At 46.8% G+C, this 24228-nt stretch carries 21 protein-coding genes and 1 riboswitch; of the genes, 2 read left to right on the plus strand and 19 right to left on the minus strand.

The genetic code is table 11. The features are described from left to right. Positions 1 to 101 precede the first annotated feature (101 nt). From ACWA2B_RS19900 to ACWA2B_RS19950, 11 genes are all read right to left on the minus strand, one after another. Complete coding sequence (locus ACWA2B_RS19900) at positions 102 to 959, minus strand: MetQ/NlpA family ABC transporter substrate-binding protein (protein WP_029517585.1); 858 nt, start codon at positions 957 to 959, stop codon at positions 102 to 104. Between the two features lie 202 nt (positions 960 to 1161). Further along, the gene (locus ACWA2B_RS19905) at positions 1162 to 1833 is read right to left on the minus strand and encodes a methionine ABC transporter permease (RefSeq protein WP_340931424.1); all 672 of its coding nucleotides are present in this window, start codon (positions 1831 to 1833) and stop codon (positions 1162 to 1164) included. Then, the gene (locus ACWA2B_RS19910; protein WP_449292555.1) at positions 1826 to 2551 is read right to left on the minus strand and encodes a methionine ABC transporter ATP-binding protein; all 726 of its coding nucleotides are present in this window, start codon (positions 2549 to 2551) and stop codon (positions 1826 to 1828) included. Before ACWA2B_RS19910 ends, ACWA2B_RS19905 begins: the two co-directional genes overlap by 8 nt. Before the next feature lie 139 nt (positions 2552 to 2690). Next, positions 2691 to 3482 carry an energy-coupling factor transporter transmembrane component T family protein gene (locus ACWA2B_RS19915; protein ID WP_039272469.1) on the minus strand — a complete coding sequence of 264 codons (792 nt, stop codon included), beginning with the start codon at positions 3480 to 3482 and terminating at the stop codon, positions 2691 to 2693. Next, complete coding sequence (locus ACWA2B_RS19920) at positions 3457 to 4908, minus strand: ABC transporter ATP-binding protein (protein WP_165150005.1); 1452 nt, start codon at positions 4906 to 4908, stop codon at positions 3457 to 3459. The genes ACWA2B_RS19915 and ACWA2B_RS19920 overlap by 26 nt, the downstream gene beginning before the upstream one ends. Further along, positions 4908 to 5504 (minus strand): ECF transporter S component, encoded by a 597-nt coding sequence (locus ACWA2B_RS19925; RefSeq protein WP_029517589.1) that lies wholly within the window; start codon positions 5502 to 5504, stop codon positions 4908 to 4910. Before ACWA2B_RS19925 ends, ACWA2B_RS19920 begins: the two co-directional genes overlap by 1 nt. 250 nt (positions 5505 to 5754) lie before the next feature. Then, positions 5755 to 5864, minus strand: a riboswitch (TPP riboswitch). 43 nt (positions 5865 to 5907) lie between these two features. Then, the gene (locus ACWA2B_RS19930) at positions 5908 to 6705 is read right to left on the minus strand and encodes a TatD family hydrolase (protein ID WP_449292556.1); all 798 of its coding nucleotides are present in this window, start codon (positions 6703 to 6705) and stop codon (positions 5908 to 5910) included. A gap of 20 nt (positions 6706 to 6725) precedes the next feature. Continuing rightward, positions 6726 to 9335 carry a polynucleotide kinase-phosphatase gene (locus ACWA2B_RS19935; protein ID WP_029517591.1) on the minus strand — a complete coding sequence of 870 codons (2610 nt, stop codon included), beginning with the start codon at positions 9333 to 9335 and terminating at the stop codon, positions 6726 to 6728. Continuing rightward, on the minus strand, positions 9332 to 10783 hold the full coding sequence (locus ACWA2B_RS19940) for a 3' terminal RNA ribose 2'-O-methyltransferase Hen1 (RefSeq protein WP_165150001.1): 1452 nt from the start codon (positions 10781 to 10783) through the stop codon (positions 9332 to 9334). The genes ACWA2B_RS19935 and ACWA2B_RS19940 overlap by 4 nt, the downstream gene beginning before the upstream one ends. A 21-nt stretch (positions 10784 to 10804) precedes the next feature. Continuing rightward, on the minus strand, positions 10805 to 11623 hold the full coding sequence (locus ACWA2B_RS19945) for a nucleotidyltransferase domain-containing protein (RefSeq protein WP_029517593.1): 819 nt from the start codon (positions 11621 to 11623) through the stop codon (positions 10805 to 10807). A gap of 19 nt (positions 11624 to 11642) precedes the next feature. Next, a complete protein-coding gene (locus ACWA2B_RS19950; RefSeq protein ID WP_209949993.1) occupies positions 11643 to 13211 on the minus strand; it encodes a limonene hydroxylase in 1569 nt (522 codons plus the stop codon). Between the two features lie 198 nt (positions 13212 to 13409). On the opposite strand from ACWA2B_RS19950, the gene ACWA2B_RS19955 reads away from it, so the two are divergent. Together ACWA2B_RS19955 and ACWA2B_RS19960 are read left to right on the plus strand one after the other, a co-directional pair. Further along, positions 13410 to 14735 (plus strand): helix-turn-helix transcriptional regulator, encoded by a 1326-nt coding sequence (locus ACWA2B_RS19955; RefSeq protein ID WP_029517595.1) that lies wholly within the window; start codon positions 13410 to 13412, stop codon positions 14733 to 14735. Beyond that, positions 14710 to 15510 carry a WYL domain-containing protein gene (locus ACWA2B_RS19960; protein ID WP_029517596.1) on the plus strand — a complete coding sequence of 267 codons (801 nt, stop codon included), beginning with the start codon at positions 14710 to 14712 and terminating at the stop codon, positions 15508 to 15510. Before ACWA2B_RS19955 ends, ACWA2B_RS19960 begins: the two co-directional genes overlap by 26 nt. 86 nt (positions 15511 to 15596) lie before the next feature. Here the strand turns inward: ACWA2B_RS19960 and ACWA2B_RS19965 are convergent, their stop codons facing one another. The 8 genes from ACWA2B_RS19965 to ACWA2B_RS20000 form a co-directional block, all read right to left on the minus strand. Then, positions 15597 to 16574, minus strand: coding sequence for an aldo/keto reductase (locus ACWA2B_RS19965; RefSeq protein WP_039272461.1), 978 nt, complete (start codon positions 16572 to 16574; stop codon positions 15597 to 15599). A 339-nt stretch (positions 16575 to 16913) separates the two neighbouring features. Then, on the minus strand, positions 16914 to 17672 hold the full coding sequence (locus tag ACWA2B_RS19970) for a TraX family protein (RefSeq protein WP_029517598.1): 759 nt from the start codon (positions 17670 to 17672) through the stop codon (positions 16914 to 16916). A gap of 46 nt (positions 17673 to 17718) precedes the next feature. After that, a complete protein-coding gene (locus ACWA2B_RS19975; protein WP_029517599.1) occupies positions 17719 to 18498 on the minus strand; it encodes a LytR/AlgR family response regulator transcription factor in 780 nt (259 codons plus the stop codon). Next, on the minus strand, positions 18495 to 19841 hold the full coding sequence (locus ACWA2B_RS19980) for a sensor histidine kinase (protein WP_245231541.1): 1347 nt from the start codon (positions 19839 to 19841) through the stop codon (positions 18495 to 18497). The genes ACWA2B_RS19975 and ACWA2B_RS19980 overlap by 4 nt, the downstream gene beginning before the upstream one ends. A gap of 120 nt (positions 19842 to 19961) precedes the next feature. Continuing rightward, positions 19962 to 20552: an accessory gene regulator AgrB gene (locus ACWA2B_RS19985; protein WP_449292557.1), complete on the minus strand. Its 591-nt coding sequence runs from the start codon at positions 20550 to 20552 to the stop codon at positions 19962 to 19964. 15 nt (positions 20553 to 20567) lie between these two features. Next, the gene (locus ACWA2B_RS19990; protein ID WP_449292558.1) at positions 20568 to 22361 is read right to left on the minus strand and encodes an ABC transporter ATP-binding protein; all 1794 of its coding nucleotides are present in this window, start codon (positions 22359 to 22361) and stop codon (positions 20568 to 20570) included. A 14-nt stretch (positions 22362 to 22375) separates the two neighbouring features. Then, positions 22376 to 22933: a DUF5823 family protein gene (locus ACWA2B_RS19995; RefSeq protein WP_016819877.1), complete on the minus strand. Its 558-nt coding sequence runs from the start codon at positions 22931 to 22933 to the stop codon at positions 22376 to 22378. A 15-nt stretch (positions 22934 to 22948) separates the two neighbouring features. Next, complete coding sequence (locus ACWA2B_RS20000) at positions 22949 to 24220, minus strand: lanthionine synthetase C family protein (protein WP_107735013.1); 1272 nt, start codon at positions 24218 to 24220, stop codon at positions 22949 to 22951. Positions 24221 to 24228: the final 8 nt, after the last annotated feature.

A 24228-nucleotide genomic window follows, 5' to 3' on the forward strand; every position in this document is an offset into this window, starting at 1 on the left:
AAGAAAAAAACCTGCACAAGGGAGACCATCTGCTCTTCACAGACTTCACTCCATTATACAGGTCAAATATCATCATAAATAATGTTTCAATACTTATTTAATTAAAATGCTGGAACAACGCTATCCTTGTAATTGTCCTCAAAAAATTTACGCACTTCCGGTCCGGTCATTCGCTTTGCCAGCTTTTGAATGGCATCGGAATCTGCATTATCCTTACGCGCTACCAGATTAATGGCAAAGTGCGTATCGTCTTTTTCGGTAATCAGCGCGTCCTTCTTCGGTGTCAGACCGAGCGGCTTGGCATATGCGGGATACATGGCAGCCATGTCCACATCATCCAGTGAGCGCGCCAGCATCAACAAATCCACTTCTTTAAACACAAACTTTTTCTTATTCTCAATAATATCAGCCTGTGTAGCATTATAGCCTACACCTTCTTTAAGCTTGATCAAACCGTTTTGCTCCATCATTACCAAAGAACGTCCTGTATTGGCCGGGTCATTGGCAATGGCAATAGTCGCACCTTCGGGCAGGTCTTTAACGTTCTTGTATTTTTTGGAGTACGCACCATAAATGGCGTTGTAAATTGGTTTTATCGCTACCAAATCAGACTTGTTGCTTTCATTATATTGTTGCATAAAAGGAGCATGCTGAAAGAAGTTAGCATCCACTTCATGGCTTGCCAATGCGTTGTTCGGTTGGATATTGTCTGAAAGCACGACGATTTCCAGATTGACTCCGTCCTGTTTAAGCAGCGGCTTCACGATATCCAGCACATCTGTCATCGGTGGGATGAGCGTCGCTATTTTCAGGGTCACTTCTTTTTGGGAAGTCGCTTCTTTGGACTGTGTTTCTTGTGCAGCCTGCTTTTGACCACCGCATCCGGCAACCAGTAGCATAACGACAGCAAATAGTGTAAGTAATTTCAAGTTCGTTTTCATGTTGTTTTTCCGACTCATTCGATGTGGAACCTCCAAAATTAGTTGTGATCGGGAAGATAAAAATGAGTTACAGCATAGCCGCTTCGCGTGCAGATTGTTCTTCCGATCGCTGACGCTTCTCCAGAACAATTCTGCCCGCTCCGCTTTGGAGGCACTGTAAAGTCATTTTTATTTCCCATAGTGGGCGGTGCAAGTGTTAATGAAGAGATTCATAAACCATTTACCGCTTGTCGATCCGGCGGGATATGGTGCTTCCGGTGAACTGGATCGTTTGTACGAAAATAATCATGACGACGATGGTGAACGCCATCAAGCCTGTTTCAAAACGCTGGTAACCGTAGCGGATGGCAAAATCGCCTACCCCGCCGCCACCCACAATGCCCATCACCGTGGAGTAGGAGATGAAGCTAATGGTGGACGTGGTCAAACCCAGTACAAGCCCAGAACGAGCTTCCACGTACAGAAATTTGAAGATAAGCTGAAGAGTGGATGCCCCCATAGAAGTAGCGGCTTCAATTACACCCTTCGGCACCTCAAGCAATGATTGCTCCACCAGCCTCGAATAATAGGCGATGGCCACCACTGACAAGGGAACCGTAGCAGCCATCGTACCCAGCGCCGTCCCTACGACCAGACGTGTAAATGGAATCATAAACACGACGAGCAGCAAAAACGGGAACGAGCGGATGACATTGACCACACTGTTCAATAGGGTGAACAGCAGTCGATTTTCATATTTTTGCCCTTTGCCGCACAAATACAAAATCGTTCCTGCCGGAAGCCCTAACAGTACAGCTGCTGCGATAGAAATCCCCACCATAATAAACGTCTCTGCGATGGCTTTCCATATCTCAGACTGATATTGCGCAATGATGTTCAGCATTTCATTCATCAGCTTCACCTGCTTTCGCTGTTGAACCTACCGCAGCGTCAGCTACACGTTGCGTGGAAAGCAGCTGTCCATCCCGCATTTCTGATACATGGGTACAAATGTTGCGTACCACGTCCATATCGTGCGTTACAATTACAATGGTAACTCCCAGTTCACGGTTGATCTCCCGTAACACGCCCAGAATATCCGCGGTCGTCTGCGGATCAAGCGCCGAGGTCGGCTCATCACACAGCAGCACCGCAGGTCGATTCGCCAGCGCTCTGGCTATCGCTACACGTTGCTTTTGGCCTCCGCTCAATTGTGCCGGATACTGTTCTGCTTTATCAGCTAAACCGACGAATTGCAGGCATTCGCGCACACGTTCTGCTCTCTCTTTTTTCGCGACACCTGCCAGCTCCAACGGCATTGCTACATTTCCACTGACCGTCCGATTGTGAACAAGATGATAATGCTGAAAAATCATCCCTATGGATCGCCGCGCTTCACGGAGACGTTTTTCCGGCATGCGAGTCAGATCTTCCCCGTTCACAACCACGTTTCCCTCATCCGGCCTTTCCAATACATTCATCAACCGGAGCAAGGTAGACTTACCGGCACCGCTGGCACCTATAATACCGTGGATTTCCCCCTTCTCCACTTGAAGGGACACGGATTGAACCGCATGAAATTGGCCGCTTGAGGTGGTATAATGCTTGTTTACCTGATGCAGCGTAATCATGAAACCTGGCCTCCTGATGATCCATTTCTCAGGGAAAATGTAATAAGCCCGCCAGCCCAGGCGGGTCTGTACGAGCCGTCAATTCCCATTGCATTAATATACCACAGAGCAGAAAACGGGCAAAGCCTTTTGACAACAATTAACGTACATCCCACACCCCTACATAAGGAAAGCAAATCCCAAGTCCCCAAGCCAGCGTAAGCATGACGACAAAATAGAATATGAATACAATATCTATAGCCGAATAGCCGATCGCATAATAATACGTTCGCTTGGTTTCATTGGTAAAACCCTTGGCTTCCATAGCAATAGCAATGCGCTGGGCACGCCGAATACTTTGAGCGAGTAGCGGAATCGCATACCTGCGAAGCGTGGCATACATATTCCATTTGGACACATGCTGATGTAAACCTCGAATACGGTGGGCTTGTCTCAATGCCTGGAATTCCTCCACCATCATAGGCATCAACCGCATGGCTGCCAAAAAGCTGTATGCATACTTCGGAGGGAGCTTCCATTGCTGCATCAGTGAATAAAAAAGGTCCACTGGACGAGTCGTTAAACCAAACAACAAACCTACCGCAGCCATACTCAGCGCACGAAAGCCCAGATGCATGCCTCGGTAAAAGCTTTCCTGCGTCACATGGATCAAGCCCCATGTCCACCAGGTCGTCACCCCTTTGCCGAACATCATCATGCCCGTTGAAGTTGAAATAAACACCAATATAAAGGGAGACCCGTATAGCAGCAGCCTCTTCCATGGATGGCCTGACCAGACAAGCAGCAACAGCATAGCACACGCAACATTAAACATGACATTCGGATCATGAATGACTATAACGACCACAAACAGGATGGAAAACATCACGAGCTTTAGGCCCGGATTCACGCGATGCAGCCATGTTTTATGATGGGGAAAGGACAGGTTCATACTGTAGTTCCCCTTTCTGAATCCGCCATGTATCGGTACAATATCGACGGACAATTTCCGGGTCATGGGTGACCATCACAATGGCCGTGCCTGCCGCTCTCAGCTGCTCCAACATATCCAGCATGACAAAGGTATTACGCGCATCCTGCCCAAAGGTCGGTTCATCGAGCAGCAGCACTTCCGGCTCACGAATCATAGCCGTAGCAATACTCAACCGCCTTTTTTGGCCTAACGAAAGCTGATACGGATGCCGCTCGTCCAGCCGCTCCAGTCCGAACTGTACGAGCATCCGATCGACCCGTTCCCGGCACTGTTCAACAGTATACAAGCTCTTGGGTAACGAATACTCTAGTTCCTTTCGTACGGTATGCGCTACAAATTGCAGCTCGGGATTTTGAAACGCGAACCCGATACGCTCTGCCAGTTGTTCTGTACTGCCTGCCTCAATTCCGCGCACGCTATAACGTCCCTGTGTGCGAAGTAAGCGCATCATGGAGAGCAGTAGCGAGCTTTTGCCAGCCCCGTTTTCACCAACCACGCCAATCCAGTCGCCAGGCTTCACCTGCGCATGCTCCACATAAATCACTGAACTTAAACCGCGGAGGCCGCTAAAATGTTCCAGCTCCAGCACATCAGTCCCCGCACCATTCTGTTGCGTCACTGCTTCACTCCAACGTGGCGAAGACGCTTCATTCCATACTCCCGGATACCACACGCCGTACTCGGACAATGCCTGCCGGTGCACATGAAATACTTCTTGGGCCCTTCCATCTGCAATGATCTCCCCTTGAGCAGAAAGCACCACAATCCGATCCACATCATGGACAATTTCATTAATTTTATGCTCCACAATCACCAGTGTCTGGTCTACCGAAATGTTGCGAATGGTATCCCACACCTGTGTAGTGCCTTCCTCGTCCAACAAAGCCGTGGGCTCATCCAGAAAAAGCACTTCTGGCTCCATAGCCAGCACAGACGCAATCGCCAGCCGCTGCTTCATTCCCTGTGACATGCTGCCAATGGGCATATGTATATCATCCGTCGATAGACCCACCTGTATCAGCAGCTCGCGAATACGGGATCGCATCTGCTCCCGGGGAACCTGATTATTTTCCAACACAAAAGCCAGTTCCTCATCTGCATATGACATACAGAACTGCGTATCAGGATCTTGAAATACAATACCTGAGACACTTGGGATTACAGCAGCATCGCATTTCATAGGCACTTCTATCGTGCGTGGAATCAGACCGCTTAACACTTGGAGCAGTGTTGATTTACCGCATCCACTCGGTCCCAGTAGCAGCAGCTTTTCCCCCTTGCGGACAGACAAAGACATATTGTGAAAAAGCAGCTCTTGCTCACCGGGGAATTTCAACCGTAGCCGGGTGATCGAAGCCACCACATCTTCGGTTGCCCGGCTCATCAATCCAGCCCCTTATAATCTTGTTCCGTTGCAGGCCTCAAACTTCGCGTGACTCCGGTTACCTCCAATGCCTTAGCCAGATAGAACGCGAATACCCCGGCAATCACAATACTGCCAATCATCCGAAATCCAATATACAAAACATAGTTCCAAGTCGATAGCTGATCAATATACCCGTAGCTGAAGTCTAAAATCAGAGAAGTGACAGCCGCCCCAGCCGCAGCTAGCGAAGCAACCCACAGGTTTGCGTTCCGATACAGAAAAGCCGCAAAAAACAGCTCCGCTCCCAAGCCTTGCAGCAGGCCATAGTACAAGGTGGACATACCCCATTCGCTTCCCAAAAAAGCACTGACCGTTGCCGCTGCCACCTCTGCCAAAATCGCAACACCCGGCTTGCGAATGATGAGATAAGCAAACGTACCTGCCATAAACCACATGCCATACATCAGTTGCTCGGCGTGTAGACCCAATGGTTTCATCAAATCATAGGCAGGTCCCCATATTTTGTAGATCAACCCGAACACAACAGCGATCACAATCGTGACCAAAATATCCGTCAGTTTCAACCCTTTGGACGCTCTTACAGCAGTATTCATTATTGCGTGCTCCCCTTTTTCCTTATAGTTGGCCTCTTGGCCATGAAAAAAAGCTTGTCTGGAGCTGAATCTCCAGGCAAGCTTTATGCGCAGTAAAAGGTGAAGCACCATACAAAACATCATTCGTCGATATGCCTTATATAACCAGTAGTCTAAACTACTACACTGATACCCAGCCAAGTCAGGATCAAGGTAAAATGCTAGGACATACATTGAATCTATCGACAACCGCAAAAAAAAGCGGCATTCCTGTATAGTGTTCTTGGTTTCTCTACGCTGGCATTACCCAGATCAGATTTCACGGTCAGTGGCAAGGGCCACCCTCTCAGCCTGACTTTCTCAAGCTCCCGACAATGCTTTTTAATTCACTATAATATATACCACATCTATGGCTTTGACAATCCTATAATCCGAAGAAACGTTTAGCCGTTTCCGTCGTCGCGATTTCGATCTCCATCATGCTTCGACCTGTACATTCGGCTATCGTAGCAGCAATGTGAGCGAGATACATGGGCTCATTACGCCCTTCTTTAGGCTTCACAGGCAAATTACGCGGGGTCAAAAATGGAGCATCCGTTTCAATCATCAGACGGTCCAAGGGAATATCTCTGACCAGTTCACGCAGATGCTTCCCCCGCCGTTCGTCGCAAATCCAGCCGGTGATTCCGATATACAGTCCCATTTCTACATACGTACGCAATTCCTGTTCCGTGCCGGTAAAACAATGCACTACCGCTTTATCGACAAGCCCTTGATACTCCCGAAGCATAGCGACAAAGTCCTCATGTGCATCTCGTTCATGCAGAAATAACGGCATTTTCAGCTCACCCGCCAGTTGGATTTGCTCGACAAACCATCGGCGCTGCACATCACGTGGCGAAAAATCACGGTTATAGTCCAATCCGCATTCCCCTATGGATACGACCTGCGGCTGACCCGCCAACTGGCGGAGCTGCTGAATCGTGTCTGCACTGCAGTCTTTGGCATCATGGGGATGCACGCCAGCTGTCGCATACAGCTTGCCCGGATAACGCGCTGCATACTGAGAAGCTTCCCGACTGCTGCGGACACTGGTCCCGGTAATAATCAGCGGTGAAATCCCTACAGCCGCGGCTCTCTCTACCACCTGTTCCCGATCTGCATGAAACGAACGATGCATCAAGTTCACACCAATATCAATTAACGGTGTACCCCTTTCCATCTCAATCCCTCCCTCGCAAACTACAATCTTGGATCAATCGGCTCTGATTCCAGAGATAGTGCGGCAAGGACGCATTCATGAATACGATCTACCGTATCCTTGCGGACAAAACGTTCCACGCCTTCCATACCAAGCGCTCCTTCCATCAGGGCATGACGCTCCTTTTTGTTCGTTCGACGCTGCTTCAGACGCTTTAAATTCTCAGGGGCAAGATAATCCATACCGTAAATGATGTGCAAATACTTCCGGCCTCTCACCTTGATTGCAGGCTGAATCATCTTGTCCCGATTTTTCATCAAAAAGCGTTCCGGCTTGATCACAATCCCCTCATGACCATCCTCTGTCATCTCGTTCCACCAACGAATGACCTCTTCCTCGCTTGCTTCGTCCGTGATCACGCGATACTCTGTCTCCATAAACAGGGAAGACAGCCCAGCCAGCTCCCGGTTTTGCTCCATATGCCAAATATGAGAATGGTCGAAAAAAGTCTTTCCGCTGTGTGCCAGCGTATGAAACGGTGCGATACGAATCTCATCCAGACCGTCCACATCCCAGCAATATTTTTGAAAAGCCTCTTGAAACGTCACGGCATTCGCGTACTTCTGTTCCATTTCCTCCAACCAGTCTCCAACCTCTCGGCCCGCAACCTTCGCCTGCTTCAGCTTGTCTACCAGCTTACTGCGATCCAGCAGAGCTGCTTCACCCACATGCGCATACTGTGCAGCAATCAATTCCCGAGCCTTGAGATTCCACGGTACAATTTCCGCATCCAGCAACACAAAATCCGTCTGGTTCCGTTCAAAATATCCGGCAGTCCGTAGATCCACATTCAGCTTTTCCAGCACTTGCTTCCCAAGGCTTTGTTCAAAGAAAGCTCTCCCGCTCCGACTGTAGATCGTGCCCAATGTCGGGTAGCCTACATACTCGACAGCGGCCTGTTCGTTTTTGAATAATAGCAAAATAGCCCGGCTACCCATATGTTTTTTCTCAGCCACCATCGTTTGTACCCCTTGCCCGCGATAATAAGCCAGCGCTTCACGCGGATGCTCCAGATAACCTTCCTCTGCAGACACCGCTGGAGCAGGACTCATGGTCGGTGGAATATACACCAGTTCCTCTATCGGTACTGTCACATGTGACACGGCATCTATAGCGGTTTTGACCGATTCTCCTTGAACGCGCACTTCGCCATACGATTCCGTCAGTACACTGTAACCAGCGATGAGCTTGCGTAAATTCGGCGGGGAAAACCGTTTTCTCTGCCACCGGACAAGTGGGCTATCGGGATCATTCGCATAATTCTCATGTGCCGGAACGCTGACAAATTCCTTTTCCGGAAAACGATAAGCGGTCAGCATACCGCCAAATACCACACCCTGATCAATATTCACCGTCTGATTCACAAGGGTAGGCTGCGGTCTAGGATCATGTCCCCATACTACTATTTCTCCCGATTCATGGTCTACGAACCAATCTTTGCGGATTGGTTTTCCGTCTGCATCCTGTCCTTCCGTATCTCCATAACGGCAATAATCAGAAATACGTGCCGACTGTTTGCCGATAAAATGATCCTTAATCCCCGCATGAGCCACGACCACGTGTCGCAATCCATTCCTGCCAAAAATAAGATGTGAGGGTGCATGTAGCAGAAAATCCCTTAACTCGCTTCTAAGCTGTTCCGCCGCTGCCTTGCCCGCTTTTTGTTCATACTGGGCCAGTTCCTCTGCAAATCGTTCATCCCCATGACTGAGAGTCACCTTTCTTCCATCAAGGTAACGGCCGATTTTCCAGCCATGATTGCTGTCAATCATATACGCTAGTCCAGCATCCACGTGCTTTTTCCAGAACTGCACCGCTTGTAACGATTTGGGGCCACGGCTCATCACATCCCCGACAGATACCAGTCTTCTGCCATCTGGATGATGGTATAGTCCTTCCGTATCTTCCGTATATCCTAGCCGCTCTATCACTTCCAGCATCTCACGGTAGCACCCATGGATATCACCAATGATGTCAATACCTGAGCCAATCTCATGAAACAGTGGCTGCGCACGGCGAACAAAATTCATTTCTTCTATATCCTTAAGGATATAGCAAGCGTTAAAGCCTTCCTCACGGATCCCACGCAGGTTCCGCTTTAACAGCTGTGCCTGCTGCTTGACCCGTTGGCGGCCACGCGGATGCTCCCTGCCTAAATCACGTTCCAGCAGCACAGCTTCGGATACATCCAGTACCAAAGCCATTACAGGAACATGCGCCTTGGCTGCCAACTGTACATATTTTTGACGGTCCTCAGCATACAAATGGGTGGCATCCACAACCGTCAGCTTATTCAAGCGACATCGCATAGCCAGAATCGTATCCATCGCCTCAAACGCCTTGGCTGACATTTGCTGATACTCATAGAACAGTACGTCCGATTCCAGTCTTGGAAGTCCACTCCAGTCTATAAATTCCGTATCTCCGACCAGCTTGCGAAAATGATCCGAGGATACCACTTCTGTCTCCAGCAGAATCCCTTCGCTCACCAGCTTGTCTAATAATGTGGTTTTCCCACTGTTGGAGGCCCCCACCAACACAACCAGTCCAGCATGCGGTAAATGAATCGTACGTTTGGATGAATTGCTCATGCTTCCTTCTGCTCCTTTCTGCGCGTAAATATAGCCATTTGGGTCGGTTGTCCAAAGCCTTCGACCTCTTCTCCGATCCCCTTCAGCGCTACCGAATAAGGAGCTTCCACAATCCACTGCTCACATCGTTCCTGAAACTCGCTTCTACTCCATTCAAAACGGTGATCGCCATGCCGCATCTCTTGCTGATTCATACGATACACTTCATTATATTCACGATTGGGAGTCGTCACGATCAGCACGCCCGGCTGATACTCCGTTACAATCGTCTTCATCACCCGGTTCAGACGATGCTCATCCACATGCTCAATGACCTCACATAGGATCATCACATCTTTTCCCCGCAATTGTTCATCATAATAAAAGAGAGAGCCCATCATGGGTGTAGGACTGATCGCATCGGCATGCCTTTCCAGCTTGTTAAAACGCTCCACGGCTCTCAACTGTGCATACGCAGACGGCTCCACCGCCCAAATCTCTTCAACGCCCGTCATTCGGGCCATCCGAGCCGATAGCTTCCCTTCCCCTGAACCCAAATCTACGATTTTCTGTCTGCGAGGCAGCTTGCGAATTACGTCCATAATAGCTTGATACCGCAGCTCATTTAGCCGTACTGTAGGCTGTTGCTTCCCTTCCTCATGTGGCTGTTCTGGCTGTTGAATCTGTTCGTGCTTATCCTTTTGAGCTTGGACAGTATCCTTTTCAATATGTTTTTTAATACCTATTTCATCACAATCAGATTGCTCAAATTGCTCAATCAGATTGGTAAAACGAAGCGTGCGTCGAATGATAAGCTCGCGTAGCGGATGCGCTGACAGCCAGCCTTCACCGTAACGTCTCAGCTTGTCAAACTCTTCTTCACTGATATAGTAGTGCTTATAGTTATCCAACACCGGAATCAACAGCAATAACTGACGTAGCGCATACTGCACCGTCTGATGGCCACTTAACGTGACATATCTGACAGTGCTTCGATTTTTCAGCTGAAAAGAATAGTCTGCTTCCCCTCGTTCTATGTCCACTTGATAGCCCAGCGGAGCAAATAGTCCCTCCACCACAGAATCCGGTAAATCCGAAGCAACAGGCCCAAACGATAACTCCAGCGCGAAAGGATGCGTCACCCATTCTGCATACTCTTCTTTGGGTTTGCCGTTCAGTGCCGTACCAAGCGAGCCACGAATATAGGTGCAAAATAAGCTGCTGGTTACAAACTCCCGGTCATTAATATATTGTGTAATATCATAGCTATCTGGACTGTTTTTGACCAAATCTATCGAATCTGGCGAAGCCTGAATGACGATTTCTGCCTCTTCCTCGGTAAACACGGTGTACACCATGCGTACACGCGCACCCTTTTCCGTGCGATCATACGTATTGTAGGGATTTTTGGCAAGCAAGTGCGAAATCATCCCAGCATTGTTTCCGGTTGCTTTTAGCGTGATGTGCATACTCTACTTCTCCTTCCCAGCTTATACTTTCCATACTTCATTCACCGCAGCGCGGAACATATCATCCAACTGCTGATCACGTCCACTCTCCATATGCTGAAGCAAGGGCGCCTTTTGTTCAAAATAAGCAATTTGCTGCTGGATAAAATCATTCACCACCGAAAGCTGTGGCTCCACATCCAGCTCCTCGCCCGCTTTTTTACGATCAAGCAAATGTTCGATCACCTGATAAAGTTCGGTATGTGCCGGAATGAGTTCCTCTAGCAATTCTACGAATTCCATTGGAGGCATGCTGTTGTGACGTTCAATCCAGCTACAGGCCAGCAACGGGCGCAGCACGTAAAAATACTTTTTAATCTTCACCTGTTCTCCCTGCAAATAATCCCGATAATTTCCCCGCGCCATATTCAGATAATGGTACATGCAGGACTTCGGAGAGAAGGTTAACGGCGAGATCGCACGAATCTGATCAGCCACTGCATATTGCTCCAGATAGGAAATCGGAGATTGCAGCCATTCCAGCAAAGGCGGATTGGATTTGCGAAACAATTGGAGCGCCTTTTTTAAATCCCAGCCGTTTATATCCAGCAAATCGCTGATTGGCCGTTCAATCACATCCCGCTTATCAAAAATAGATAAATACCATTCTATGGGTCTTACATAGATAAATCGTACATCATAGTCACTGTCCTGTGAAGGAAACCCCCACGCCCGACTACCTGATTCACAGGCGTATACAATGCGCACCTGCTCCGCTTGCTCCAACGCGCGCAGCTCACGCAAAATCGTCTCACGCATTTCCGGTTGAATGAAACCCTGCCCATGCTTCATATCCGTCATGTTGTTCCCTCCCTTATCATTAAAGTATTTCCCGAATCTGTTCTCTAATCGACTCCTCCGTTTCATCTATCGATAAGCGGCGAAGACGCTCTGTCGTTTCCTCTCCCCACATCTCAGAAGGCCATTCCTTGAGTACATGAAGTGCTGCATGACGATTGGAGATCACCGGACTCCAAAGTCCGGCAGCAACTAGCTCTTGTCCCATTCCTTCGTAAGAAGACAATAGCTGAAGCAAAATACCCAGACATTGATGCGCTTCATACTCCGGTCCAAAGCCCGGCACATCAGCAGGACCAGAAGCAATTTCTTCCAGAGGCAAGTGCTTTTCTGCAAAAGCCACCAGCTTACGAGCCCGCTGTTCATCCTCTGTCTTGATGAGTTCAAAGTATAGATTAGGCTTGACTGGATATTTACTTAATTGATCAAATAGCACGGGCCATACATCTAGTGCTAGCATTCGAGCTACGCGAATGGCGCAGTGGAGATGCGGTGAATCTGCATACTGCAGTTCCTGCTCTACTGGCTTCACCCACTGCGGATCGTCCATCATCTGCTGGCATATTGACGCGTAACGTTTACGTAATTCCGGCGTCCATTCATGCTCATAACGTGCCTCCCATGAATCGTCTTCTTCATCGAGAAAATCCGCAGTATCCATGATGATCGTAAAATGCTTCACAGTCGTACACATGGTCTTAGCATGGCGAAGGTAGTTGCCTATGACCATAGTGGCATGCTCATAATCGTCTATACTTTCCGCAGGTCCGCCTGCTGCCAGCAAAGCCGATAGAATATCACCCGCCCCGTCAAACAACTCCTGATCAATGTGCGGTACAGCGATGGCTGTATGCAGTTCGCCTTTATGAGCACACTCATAAGCAAGATACTCATACATGACATTGTTGCGGAATCCTTCCCTTAATAACCAGTCACGTATTTCCTGCCGCGCAGGCTCCAGCCGTTCTACTACGTGAATACGTCCCCAGCCATGTACCTGTGAGGCTAAATTATACAATTGTTCGTTGGCCTGCTCCGAAATATTACGGATAGCTACAGCTGCATATAGCGTGAATTCATCATGCTTGGCTAGTGTTAAAATAAGTTCGTGGTGCTGATCCGTCTCCAGTAATCCAAGCAGCGCAATACCGACCTTCACCACATTGCGATGTGCTCCGTGTTCAGCCAGCCAACGTGCTTCCTCATACAATCGATCCGGCTGAATTGCTGGATGCTCGCGCACCGCATCTAGCAGCGGATCAATCAGGCTGAGCGCATTTTCCTCCATCAAGCGTACATACGTCTCACGTCTCGTCTTCATCCCTGGCTTGCGGCATTGTCTGGACAACAACTGCGCCAGATCCTTAATTTTGTCAGTCTCTCCATCTCCGCCAGCGCCATGATGCCCAAATGCTCCATCCAATCCTCCTGCCACCCAACGCATCGTGTGACCTGCCCAGTATTCTTCATCATCTGGCAAATGATCATCCGTAAGCCTGCCCTGAGGGTCCAGTCCCTGCTTAATCGTTTCATAAATCGAAAGCTTACCTACCCATGGATATAACACTTCATTTTTGAATCGTCCAAACATGTTGTATCACCCTTCTGTTATGTATTGCTTCTTACTTATCGTGCTACCTTATATCCCTATAATCCTTTATTTTGGAAGTCATGAACATGGTGAAAGTATTACAAGGATGAATAATTTCCCTTTTTCCTACATCCCTTCCCTGTTAGAATAAAGGGATACTTACTTTCGGAGAACGGCAACAGAAACGGGGAATGCATCATGGCGAGAGAAAGTTTTGATAAAGAAATTCAATTCCTGCGTATGCTCACATTAACAAGCGGCGCCTATAATCGGCAGCAATTCGCAGATAGACTGGGCATTTCGGTACATACCTTTGATAAAACAATCCGGCGTCTCAAGGAAATTGTCCAATCGGTACAACAGCAGTTGCCTGCGGAACACGGACATGATTTTAATGAGATGCTGCGCTTTAATTATTACGAATCGGCTGATCCATTATTGTTATTTCTGTTTCGGGCCAAATCGCTCAAGGAATCGGAAAGCGTCCGCTTATCCCTTCTGCTGACAGCGCTACAGTCACAGCCTATGACCACCATGGAACTATTGGATGCTTGCTGCAACGGGCTGCCTTCCGACAGTTCACTACCGGATGAGAAAACGATTCGTTCCGATCTGAAATATCTGGTTGAAGTCGGCGTCGTTCGCAAGGAACCCGGCGGCAGACCTTACCGCTATGCTGTCCGCAACGATCTGGTGACAGAACTGACGGACGAGGAGCTGCTGGACTTATATGATTTTGTAGACATTATGGCCAACACCCAGCTCCCCTCTGTACAGGGATATCTGCTGCGAGATCATCTTAAAAAAGCCATGCGCCGTCAGCTCGGAGATCGGGAGATGGCCGAACCTTTTTTATATAAATACCACTATTATTCACGCATTCTGGACGAAGCCCATATTCATCCGCTTCTACACGCCATTCGGCAACGCCGCTGTGTAACTTTTTTATATTTTTCGACATCCAAACGAAGCATGTACGGGTCACAAAACACAAACCCGCTGTTTGAAAAAGAGACCGACGGCCGTGAACACACCATTCTGCCCCTACAAGTCATCTATGATCATCAATATGGACGTTGGTATATTCTGGGTCATGTAGGCGGTAAAGGAATCATGAAGTTTCGTATGGAGGGCATGACTCAATTGGTGGAGGGCAAGCCTGTACCAGAGCAGTTTCATGCCGATCTGCTAGCGGTGTTGGAAGAAAAAATGCGGTACAGCTGGCTTGTTGATACGGGTCGTCCTGTGAAGGTGCGGGTACGTTTTTTCAATCCTGAGGGCGCGAAGCGCAACTTTATTCGGGAACGTGTGCTGTCACAGGGACAATGGGGTACGATCGCGGAGGAGGAAAGTGAATCCTTTATCTATGAAATCACAGTGAATGGAATCACTGAGATTAAACCGTGGATTCGCAGCTTCGGATCAAGCTGTGAGGTATTGGAGCCTCAGCGGCTACGGAAGGAATTCAGACAGGAATGGAAGGAGCTGCAAGCCTATTATGAGCCTGTTCGAGAAAATATTTAACTACCAGATCGTCTCACGGCTGGATGAATCGGGCGCTTTTGCTACCACATCACAGGAAAGAATTTGGCTCAAATCTATGCTTGCAGACTCGGCAGCGACAGAGGGTTTTACCCCGGCTACACTTGATAAGCTTCGGCAATTACTTGCAGACGACGAGCCGCTGGAGGCCGATGGAAGTTTGCGGGAAAAGGCAGGTATCCCTGCTGTCTCGGTATACCATCCACTCTTGCGTGAATTGCGTTCCATTCTGCGATCCCGTTCTGGCATCTGTGTGACCTACAAACTGCGCAACGGACGCTTGCATGAGCGAATGTCCGGTTTTCCATATAAGCTGGAGTTTTCCATGGTCAAAAAAGAATGGAGCCTGCTGTGGTATAATCGCAGACACCGCGCGCTCATGTCTACCAAGCTATCTAATATCGTGAACATCACGGAAGATGAGCTTCTACCCGAAGAGGCCGATAAATTCACCCAACGTATACTCGGTATACTGGAGTCGCGCAAGGAACAGGGCATCATCGAAATTGTTCCTGTATATAACGGTGAAATGTCTCGTATTTTATATGCTTTTTCCTGCTTTGAAAAAGAGGTCGAATATGTTCAGGAAGCAGATACCTATCGTATTACACTCACTTTCCAGGCAGACGAATGTGAATATGTGTTATCCAAAATCCGTTTCCTGGGCAAACGTGTCAAGGTCGTCCAAGGCTCCCGGCTGATCTCACGAATGAAGGAGACAACAGCCAAGGCCCTTGCACGCTACGAAGAGGAATAGCTACTGAGGCAAATATGAGATTCATCCATGTAAATAGCCCCTCCCTCCGTCTGTTAATGAGACGAGGGAAAGGGCTTTTAAACGAGTTATGGCAAGGCTTGTCCGCGCGCACTGACGTACAATTCATACCATTCCTCACGGGTCATCAGCTCGCTCTGGCGTTCCGCATCCTGACATGCTTTGATTCGTTCAGGATTGGCGCTGCCAATGACAGGCTGAATCCGTGCTGGATGCTTCATAAGCCAGCCAAGGACGATCGCTTCACGTGTCGTTTCCTTTTCAGAAGCCAGCTTCTGCACCAGCTCTGCCGTCTTAACGACATGCTCAGGCGCCCCTTCCAAAGAACCTCCGCTAAAACGTCCCTGCGCCAGCGGTCCCCAGGCTTGGAGCTGAATATCCTCGGTTTGGCAATATTCTAGCAACCCTTCACCAAAATGTACATTCGTCCCCGCCTGCTGGTTCACATGTACGGTCTGATCTACAAAATGCAGATGTGCCAGGCTCATCTCCAGTTGATTAGCGATCAGCGGCTCCGTCAGGCTCCGCTCCAGAAAACGAATTTGGCTTACATTCATATTAGAGACGCCAAAATGCCTTACTTTGCCGGATGCCTTGAGCTCACTGAACGCTTTCGCTACTTCTTCCGGCTCTACCAGCGGATCGGGGCGATGCAGCAGCAAGATGTCCAAATATTCCGTACCCAGACGCTTCAGGATCCCATCCACGGACTCCATAATATGAGCATATGAGAAATCAAAACGGCCCGGGAGCGTACCATCTGGCAGAAAAATACCACATTTGGACTGAATTACGATTTGCTCACGCAAGCCCGGCTGTCCCTTTAAAATCTGACCGAAAATCTCTTCCGCTTTCCCCATACGATAAATATCCGCATGATCGAACATCGTAATCCCAATGGATCGTGCAGCTTCTACAGCTCTCTCCGCTTCAACGACATGCTCCTGCGTAAACGGTGCATGGCTCCATTCTCCACCAAAAGGCATACAACCAAGCGCCAGCCGACTATCGGAGATTCCACGTTTCTGTAAAGGCATAATCTTCATGCTGCTCCTCCTTCAACCTTCAAAATATTCCCTGCTTCATCCACATATGAAGAGTCCGTGGGACCGCTATCACACACCTATTTTACCACTTACTTACGGTCGTGTTCGACAATGCTTGTATTGAGTTCAGTCCTTCCACAGCATACTGAAGAAAGAACTGATTCACCTTAATCGTTATGAAATCCGGGACGAGGCCAAGCAAGGTATTTTTGCGTATATTGGCGGACTTTCACCGCCAAGTTATCATTCATACCGATCGCACTATATAAAAAAATAGACGGAAAACATGTCGTTTCCCGTCCAATTTTTTTATTTTAGTTACTTATTAGACAGCCCTTCTTATATGTAATAATCAATAGCCAACTTCAGCAGATAAAGCGCGAGCAAATGCAGCGGATAAAACAAATAGAAAAAGGTTCGTGGGCCTTTTCCCCTCTCTCCATTATATCGGGATAGCAGAGGGAGTGCAAAAATACAGGCCCCGCCGATCGCAAACGGATAAAGATATTCGTTCATTGTGCTGGCGTTGATGCCCATGATGCTGAGCGAATCGGGAACAGCCCATATAATGATGACTCCGAAAATGAACATAAGCGCAATTATTGCAATAATCCATCCGTTGTAAATCTTCTGTTGTTTGCGAGCGACATAGAAAGCTAGAACCAGTAACACTCCAATTACACTCCAGTCTCCCAAAAAAGAGACTACGCAAAGAGCCGAAATCGCCAAGTATTTAAGTACAGGATTGGTCGTGTTGTCATAGAACCATATTGCCAGTAGGCCCATCAACAACGTTAGCATGATGTTTCCCGAAGTATACCAATCTTTAAATACCAATCCGTAAGGCACCACACTGGCTAGCCCGGTTAGAGCAAGGCGTATTGTATATTTTTTGAAGCTTCTGGTATGGATATATCCTTCGGCTACAAAAAAAGCCATGATAGGCAATGTAATTCTGCCTACCACCTGAAAGCCCAAAAAATCGGCAAAAAATAGCCCTCCAATATGATCAATTAGCATTGCTAATACTGCAATTAATTTTAAACTGGTGGCATCAATGCCCTTCACCTCTGCTTGAACGGATAATCTTTGTTCCATATTCCTCCCCTTTTCTTCCCGAAGGACTATGCCCTCCATATCTATTCTATTCGTAAACAGGTCTGTTCAGGAGGCTCCGGTCTCCCATCTTATCTAAGAGGTGCTTCAACAATTGGCGGGAAACGGGAATAATGCGCCTTGCTTCTCCGGAATTCTGATTGGTTTGAAAAATGATCTCCTTCTTGCTCTTATCTATAGATTCCACCTTCATCAGGTTTACGATAAATGCCCGATGACACCGGAACAACCTGGGGTCCTTAGCCTCAATATCTTTCAGATCGCCGTAAAACTCAAGAGTTCTGTTTTCGGAAACCAGACGGATTTTGTGGGGAACACCGGTTGTTTCAAAGTAATAAATGCTGGAGAAGGAAATTTGAAATTTCGTAAATTTATTGTCGAGTATAAACCAATCATCGACATCCAACACAGGCTTTCTTTGATGGGCAACAGCAAGAACGTCTCTTACCTTTTTTTCCATTTCATCCTGAGTAGCATCCTTGATAATGAAATCAAGAGCTGCTACCTTGTATTGGAAGGTAAGCGGAGACAGATGACCGTGGGTAGTTACAAAGACAATATGCCCATACATATCATATTTTCTGATTTCTTGGGCAACTTCCAGTCCCTTCATCTGGCAACCCGAGATTTCAATATCAAGGAAATACAAGTTATTCGCACAAGCTTTAGATTCAAAAAGCAGGAGATCCGGCTTACTGGTGACAATGAGATTGCTGCAGCAGATGCCAAGTTCCTCGCAGCTTTTACGGACCATCTTTTCCATTATGCGCTGCTGGATAAACTGATCTTCCAGGATAAAAATATTCATGATGTCGCTCTCTTTATAATTAATGTTTGCGTGAAAAAATCCGGTTCCTTTTTGGTATCCAAAGTTACATACTTGTTGCTGCGCAGCACCTTTGCTATATTGTACAAGCCAAGACCCCGATTGTCCGCTTTCGTTGAAAAGTTCCGTTTGTAGAGATCATTCACCTTAATCCCGTCAAGTGCAGAATGATTATAAGAGTTTCGTATCGTCACCGTCTGAATATCGTCTTCATGGATCAGTACAATATTTATGGACGGATTGCAGGTCTCTAATGCCGCATCGATTGCATTGTCCAGGAAACAAGAGATTACTCTGCAAAGGTCTATAATATCCATATACATTTCACTGATACCGCTATCAATTTCCAGTTTTACGTCAACTCCACGCTTCTTTGCCACCAGCACCTTGGATGTAATAATACTCTTGAGCTCACTCACGTCCAGATTAATCAGGTTATCCAGACTATAGGAATATCCGTTCAACTGTGAAGCAGTAGGTTGGATAGAACTCTCATATATCCGCTTGATCATCGACAAATCCCCAGTTCTGATCCCCTCGTCCAGCATTAACAGGATATTGGTATAGTCATGTCTGAAGCCGCGGATGTCTTCGTACATTTTTTCAATCTCCATAATATAAGCCTCCAGCTGCAGGTATTGTTCCGTCTTGTTCTTCTCTAGCTCACGTTCACGCAGGAAGCGATACAGCCAATTGATCGTCATCAGGAAGATGGAGGTCAAGCCGATCAGCATCAACACAATCTTTAATCTGCTTGGATACGGATTGTTGCTTTCACACTCCGAATAGATAATGAGTCCGAGTCCGATGATCCCCAAGACTAAGATTAAAGAAGCTCCGACGATAAGCTTAATCCGATATAGCTTCAAAAGCCTGACCGCCGGAGTAGGAAACAAATAAGACACAAGCTTTCGGAGCGCCAAGTAGATCAGCGGAGGTGAACAAGCGGTTAGGAAGGGCGCCGTCCATTTGTTTTTATATTCATAAGGAACCGCATAGCTGATTACCGTTATGAAATAACCCAGCAGTGTCGTAATAAAGATGGTAAGGATGGCGTAGAAGCCTATGACCCACAAGGATTCATATTTGTCGGTCAACCACCCGTATAATGCCAGTAGCACAAATAGAAATAGGTAAACAATCAGTCCGAAGTTATTCAGAGCTGTTATTCCGATAAAATAATACATGACTAAAAACAGCAGCAGCTTATAATTCATACGGAAAACGCTTAGACCATTGCCGCTGACCATATGATATATTACAAGATAGCTGGTGTATTGCAAAAAATAAATGCCGGATGTAATCATTTTTTGTTCAATTTCCAAACTTTTGGGTTGACTGGTTCATAGAACAACCCGAAACAAATCCCTCCTCCTTCACCTCTTTTACTCATATGCTCCAGTAGCTTAGCCTTGAGTCTCTGGGTATGGTTGTTTCTGTGTTCTTTAATATTCTTGATATTGTTCATAATTAGCATAACTCCTTCTCATTATGGAATAGAATACTGGTGTGATGACGACTGCTTCAAGAAACAGCCCGAATATTAACCAAGGATAAAAATCTAGTGCGATGGCCACGAAAACAAACACTATACTTAAAAAGATAGCTTGTAATCTGCATGCTCTTCTGAACTTCGGATCTACCAATGGATTGCACTCCGTATCGGCCGGAGCGTATCTGGCAATCAGAATGATAGAAAGCAGACAGAGCGTCGCCAAAAAAAAGCGGTTCCATTCTACTTCCTTTAAGAGCCAGGGAAGAAACACAAAGGTCAGTAGACTGACCCAGGTGCAATGATGCGACTTGCGAGCATGCCAGCCAAAGGACTTTCGCCGGACCACTGTATAGGAAAGCAGCATCGCAGCCGTTTCGGCTAATACACCGAGCAAACAGGCACTGACCAATACAAGAAGTATTTTTTCTGTGCCAGCCAGTATGTTCTCTAGATAATAAAGCACATAAGCACGCTTCTCCGCTTCCAATTCTTCGTCTTGAAAGTATTTATCAATGATCCACGTTGACAATTGATGATACAACGCCACCGCCCCTCCCTAACTTAATTGTGTAGGAAGCTGGAATTGAACATAATCACGATATTTATCATGCCAACTCATTAATTCGTGATGCGTGCCTACCCCCGTTACTTCTCCTTTATCCAAAAAGATTATCTGGTCCGCTTTGTAGATGGTTGACAAACGATGAGCGATAACAATGGTCATTTTATTCTTGGAGAGAAGCTTGATTACATCATGTACAAGCTGCTCTGACTCGCTATCCAGATTGGCGGTAGCTTCATCAAACAGCAGAATCTCATGGTCTGAAAGCAAGCATCTGGCAATCTGGATTCGCTGCTTCTGTCCCCCCGATAATTTGACTCCCCTTTCTCCAACAAAGGTATCCAAACCATCCGGTAATTGATAAATTACCTCCTTCAAGCCTACTGTATCAAGAGCCGCATAAATCTCATGGTCATCCGCGTCTCTGTTTAGGCCATATACCAGATTGTCTCTCACTGATCCTACCAGTAAGTCACTATCCTGCATAACATAGGATATTTTGCGACGCCATTCTTCCGTCCTAATCTTATCCAAATATACATTATTGTAATAGATTTCTCCATTATATTCTGAGTAAAATTTCTCTATTAAAGAAAATATTGTTGTTTTTCCCGAGCCGGAAGGCCCTACGATCGCTGTAGTGGTACCGCCTCTGAAGGTTAACTCCACGTTGGATAATATCGGTTGGCCCTGGTTGTACGAGAAAGAAACATTGGCAAAATGCAGGATATCCGAATTCTGATCATGACTTTTCATGTCCGGCACACTGCCTAACTTTTCTTGCTTCTCATCCTGCTGGTTATATATAGTATAAATTTCCTTACTTGCTCCCTTGGCCTTCTGATACTGCGAGAAAAAACTGCTGAGCTGGGTCAGAGGCGAAACCATTGTAAACAAATAAAAGATCATGGATACCAAAGTACCTGTAGTGATATGTCCAGCGGCAATGCCGGCGCTTCCATACCAAAACATTCCTACCAAAGCTAGCATGATGATAATTGTTACAATCGGCTCAATGACAGCTGACAATATTCCCTCTTTGATGTTCAAGCGAAAGATACGTCCAAGTATCTCCCGAGTATATTTCATTTCAAGCTTTTCCGACGTCGTCGCTTTAATGAATCTGATGTTATAGAGAATTTTGGATAACTCACCGGAAAAATCTGCGGCTGCATCCTGTGCCTCAATCGCTACTCTATTCATCCTTCTTCCAATGGGATAGATTAGTAGCGCCGTTATAGGAATCAGAGCAACGAGTACACTCATTAATCTCCAATCCAACACAAATAACATGATGATGCAACCAGTGACCATCAGGACATCAGCCAGAATAGAAGGCAGAGTGATAGCCAGAAAATTACTTACAATAGCAAGGTCGTTCGTCATTCTGCTGATGATTTTGCCGTTCTCGTTGTTATCAAAATAATTAACCGGCAAATGGATAATTTTTTCCCAAATTTTCAGTCGCAGTTCCTGAAAAAACTTGCTCCCCACATATCTGAGGAGCAGAGAAGACACGGCGTTTAAAATCCCTCCGGCCAGAAACAGCGAAATAAGCACAGCTGCGGTCTGGATCGTCAGCTCCATAGCTGAGATCTTATCGACAAGCTTGCCTGTAATGATCGGCAATACTAATGAAAAAGCGGCGGAAATCAGTGTAAATACGATGCTCCAAGCAAGCGCAAGCTTGGGCCATCTCGCAATTTTGATTAACTCCAGCAAGGAATGGGCCGTTTGTTTTTCTTCACCAATCTTTTTATATGCCGTGCTCTCCATATTCAATTCCATTATGGCTTAATCACCTATTTCTCTTTGTGATTTTCGTATTCTAGCAAAAACTTCATTGCCATTGTATAGACACCTGCGGCTATCGCTACCATGACAATATAGGAGAGCGACAGCTTGGTTCCTATCCAGTCCGTTTGGTTGCTTAATTGGAACAGTAAGAAGCACACGGCGCTTCCGGCAAGAAACTCCAAAGAGTAGGAGAATTTCCGCCCTCTCTTCAACCTATCTAGTATAATATCCACTATAATTACAGCGGATGTAAGCATAAAAGAAATTTTATACAGCATAATCTTATCTCCAGCAACAATCTGCTGATCCTCAAAACTTGCAAAGTATCTGGCCAAAATTGTACCGATTACTAGGTATAATACGACAACTAGCACATTTATTCCGACACATTCGGCTGTGCTGTAGGTAATAGTCCCTTCGCTTCGTTGAACCAGGGTCGCTGCCAAGCTTGAAATAAACAGGACCAGAAACCAAATATAAAAATATGCATCCAGTTGAAAAGAGAGAAAATCGGTAATCAGTCCCACCATGACTGTAATAATTTCTTTTAATAAAATGAACATTACCGTCTCCTCCTTTTAGCTAAATACCAGCATCTGCTTCCATGTACTCAAGTTCTCATTATCACAGGTCAGCAGTGTCAGCAATACACCTGCACATCCATCGAGCAGCCCTACTTTATCGAGAGATAACGGATCATCAACGCTTCCCTCAAGGTCTGTAAAGGGTACTGCCTCTTGAGTATTCCGGTATGATAACATACGATGCAAAAAATCATTCTTGAACGGTATGGCTGCCGTACGGCTGAAATGGTGCTGAATCAGGAGCAAGCCTGCATAGCCGTGACAGATCGTCGGTGAAATTACCTTTCTTAGCGAATCTGGTCTGGAGTAGACGGTATTGAACAATTGCAGAGCCTGCTGCTGCAGCGCTTTGTCCTCCAGGGCCAATCCCAGCCGGAACATAGCCACAGAAGCTCCCGGTGTGCCGTAACACCATGCATCTCTGTGATAACCTGGATTCCGACTAGTCTCTGCGGATTCATCCGGTGTGAACATATTAGGTATGACAAGGGTGCCGTTCCACTCTCTGATATTTCCGAGTAGAAAAGTCTTGGCAACTTCCAGTACTTCTCTCAATCCTGTTAACGGGTAGCGGCGGAGATGTGCAACAGCCAGCAAATTAATGGCTCCTGTAATTCCGTGCGCCATGCCAAGATTATAGTAAATGGTCTGTTCGGGAAGTTCCCCGAAATGTCTCAGCTTGCCTACAGCATCCGTAATCAGTTGAAGGATCTTAAGGAGCACCGCATCCAGCTTCCCAGCGTATCTGTCTTGGCGTTCCTTAACCTCCATTAATGCAGCTGCAATCCCCGTCCATCCTGAAATCAAATCCAAGTCGCTATCCTCAATCAAGGAGTCTTCCAATTTCCCCCTTGTCTCCTCATAGAATTCCCCATAGCTGCTAAGAAACATATCCAGCGTCTGTGAGAGCACATTCGTATATCTTGTTGAACCTCTTGAACACTCGTTGAACAGATAAATAACACCTGCCAATCCGGTATACAGTGACAATGAATGGAACGGTATATTGCCGATTAAGCGCACAATCTCCTGATTGTACTTGAAAGCAAGCGCATCCCACCCTTCCCCCGGGTAGACTTCATCTAGTTTATCCAGAAGAAGGCTGATCCCGGGATATCCTGAAGCCAATGATATCAGCTCCATTTCAGGGTAATCATGCATGGCGTGCTTCTTGATTAGCAGGGTTACAGTATCTATATCTTTGTAAATTTCTGCGCTTTGCCTGACTATTTCAGATAAATTTCCCGGGACTTGTTTGACCGCCATAAGCTCCT

This window comes from Paenibacillus sp. CMM36, from assembly GCF_053570945.1.